This is a genomic window from Desulfovibrio sp. (assembly GCF_035644575.1).
Lineage (GTDB): Bacteria > Desulfobacterota > Desulfovibrionia > Desulfovibrionales > Desulfovibrionaceae > Desulfovibrio.
On the sequence record NZ_DASQOG010000202.1, the window covers coordinates 1 to 2509 of the forward strand.

Here is a 2509-nt window from a genome sequence, read left to right on the forward strand (position 1 = left end):
GCATGTGGACTGCCTGATCACCATCCCCAACGACCGTCTGCTTGCCTTTGCCCCCAAGAAGGCTCCTTTCTCCGAAATGCTTCAGAAGGCCAACGATGTGCTGTACTACGCCGTCAAGGGTATTTCTGACGTCATTGTGGGTGAGGGCCTCATCAATCTCGATTTTGCAGACGTTCGGACCACCATGGCCGAAGCCGGTATGGCCCTGATGGGCACGGGCATCGCCTCTGGCGAAAACCGCGCCCGCGAGGCCGCCCAGCGCGCCATCATGAGCCCGCTGCTTGAAGATGTTTCGCTCGAGAGCGCCAAGGCGGTTCTGTACAACATCACCGCCCCCACAGATATTACTGCCGAGGAAATTGCCGAAATCGGCGACATCATCGGTGATGCCACGCCTGAAGAAGCCAACATCATCTTTGGTGTTGTGTTTGACGACAATATCGGCGACGAAATCCGCCTCACCGTTATTGCCACCGGCATTGATTCTCCTCAGGTTATTCAGCCTGTGCAGGCTCCTGCGGCCACTGTCACCAACTTCCGCAAGCCCGGCCCCGATGCCGTGGTTGCCGAACCGCGCCGCATGAATTCCCGCGCCGCCCAGCAGAGCATGATGGACGAGCAGGAACGTGCCGAATCCCGTTTGCCGCAGTCTGCCCGCCGCACCGAAGTGGAGCGCTGGTACGATGAAAACAGCAACCGTCCTCCTTATCTGCTCAAGCGTGAAGTTGTGGGCCAGCCGCGCCGCCGTGCGCATAACCCAGGCCACGAAGACTTCACCTACGATGAGGATGATTTTGAAATTCCTACCTTCATCCGCACTCAGGCAGACTAATACTGTTGTTGCCTGAGCGCCTTGGCAGAATGCCTTTTGCCATGAAGGCCCATGATTTTCAGGGCTTGCCTCTTCGGCCCTGAAATGCCCGCCGGGAGGCCCATTGGGGGCCTCCCAGAGCTGGGTGTAAATGTCCGCTATAGTCCGTGAAGCCTAGGTTTCACGGACTTTTTTGTTGGAAAACTGTCCACAGGATTCCGTCTGCCATGCAAAATAGACTGGACTTGTGCTACACCCCCGAGACATGATTGGCTAAAGGGGTATGTGAATCGTTGCTACTAACACCGTCACCGTTCTTGTGCAGCGGGATTGGCGTTGCTATGTGTCAAACAGGGCATTTGCGCCTTGAAATGTGTCGATTTGCACTTGACCGTCAGCCAGGTCGTTGCATGGAAACGCCGCAGGCATAAGTCGATCGTTAAATCCATGTCGCTGGCACAGCATCCCTTTTTACATCTGGCGAAATATTGGGCTTTTTAGTGCGTTAGTAAAGGTGCGCTTGCGCACATGTCGTGCTTGCCATGGTTAAACGGCACTGTCAGGTATGTGTTTCTTCTTGTGAGTGACTCTTCTGCCATAATTTGCCTAACATTTTAACCGATGGGGGAGACCTATGAGTAAAAAGTATCTGCATATCCTCTGGGTTAACGATAACCCTGTCACCGCAGAGAATATGGTCTTTATGTATGCCACCAATTCCTTGCTCAAAGGCTGGTGGGATGAAGTGCATCTGATTCTCTGGGGTGCAACCGTCAAATTGATTTGTGATGACGTGAAGTTGCAGGGCCTTCTTAAAAAATTTCATGATGCTGGCGGGCATGTTTCAGCATGCAGAAAGTGCGCTGAAAATCTTGGTCTGTTTGAGCAACTAGAAAAGCTGGAAGGAGTTGATGAAGTTTTTTACATTGGGGAGGCGTTTACGAAAATTCTCAAGGATGATGAAAAGCTTATTACCATCTAGCTCCATCTGAACGGTTGGGTCTTCATGGCAAGGGTTCCACTGATCAAGCTGGCACTCTATGTTTGCTTTTTGCAGCGCGGCAGGCCTGTGGAGCAAAACTTCATGATGCCAGGGTACAGATTTTGGCATCGTATGGATTAAGCCGAGCGGCTTTCACTATAAAAGGGTGTTCTAGGTGGGTAGATGGCGATCAAGCGTTTTCTGACAATTTTGCGGTACATGTTTTTGCCGCAGCGGCGAAATGCTTGTCCGCACTGTGGCGGAATCCGTTGTATTGGCGCATGCCAGTTTAACGCTTCGGAGTCTGGCGCTGTGGTTGGGCAAGGGAGTAAGAAGCAGGAAACGCCGTGTGCGAGCCAAGGCAAGAAAGGTTAAAACAGTTTGTTGTTACAAAAAAAAGCCGCTGCGAGAGCAGCGGCTTTTTTTCAAGGAAATTTGTGGTCTACCAGCGGCGGGGCGCGGGGCGACGTTCTTCGGCCTGGTTGATGCGCAGGGTGCGACCGCCAAAGTCAACGCCGTTCAGGGCTTCAATGGCCTTGTGGGCATCGGCTTCGTCCATTTCAACAAAACCGAAACCACGGGGGCGGCCGGTTTCGCGATCCATGATGAGCTTGACGGAAAGGGCTTCGCCGTAGGGGGCGAACAGGGCTTCAACGCCTTCCTGAGTGGCGGAAAAAGGCAGATTGCCGACATAAATGGAAACAGCCATAACGACT

Annotated in this window: 3 protein-coding genes; 2 read left to right on the forward strand and 1 reads right to left on the reverse strand. The window is 53.0% G+C overall.

The window, feature by feature from the left end:
* Positions 1 to 832, forward strand: an 832-nt coding sequence (locus VEZ52_RS11185) for a cell division protein FtsZ (protein WP_324836882.1), incomplete at its 5' end; no start/stop codon positions are given.
* A gap of 613 nt (positions 833 to 1445) precedes the next feature.
* A complete protein-coding gene (locus VEZ52_RS11190) occupies positions 1446 to 1793 on the forward strand; it encodes a DsrE family protein (RefSeq protein WP_324836883.1) in 348 nt (115 codons plus the stop codon).
* Positions 1794 to 2235: 442 nt separating this feature from the next.
* On the opposite strand, the gene VEZ52_RS11195 is transcribed toward VEZ52_RS11190, so the two are convergent.
* Positions 2236 to 2502, reverse strand: coding sequence for an RNA recognition motif domain-containing protein (locus VEZ52_RS11195; protein ID WP_192111928.1), 267 nt, complete (start codon positions 2500 to 2502; stop codon positions 2236 to 2238).
* Between the last annotated feature and the right edge of the window lie 7 nt (positions 2503 to 2509).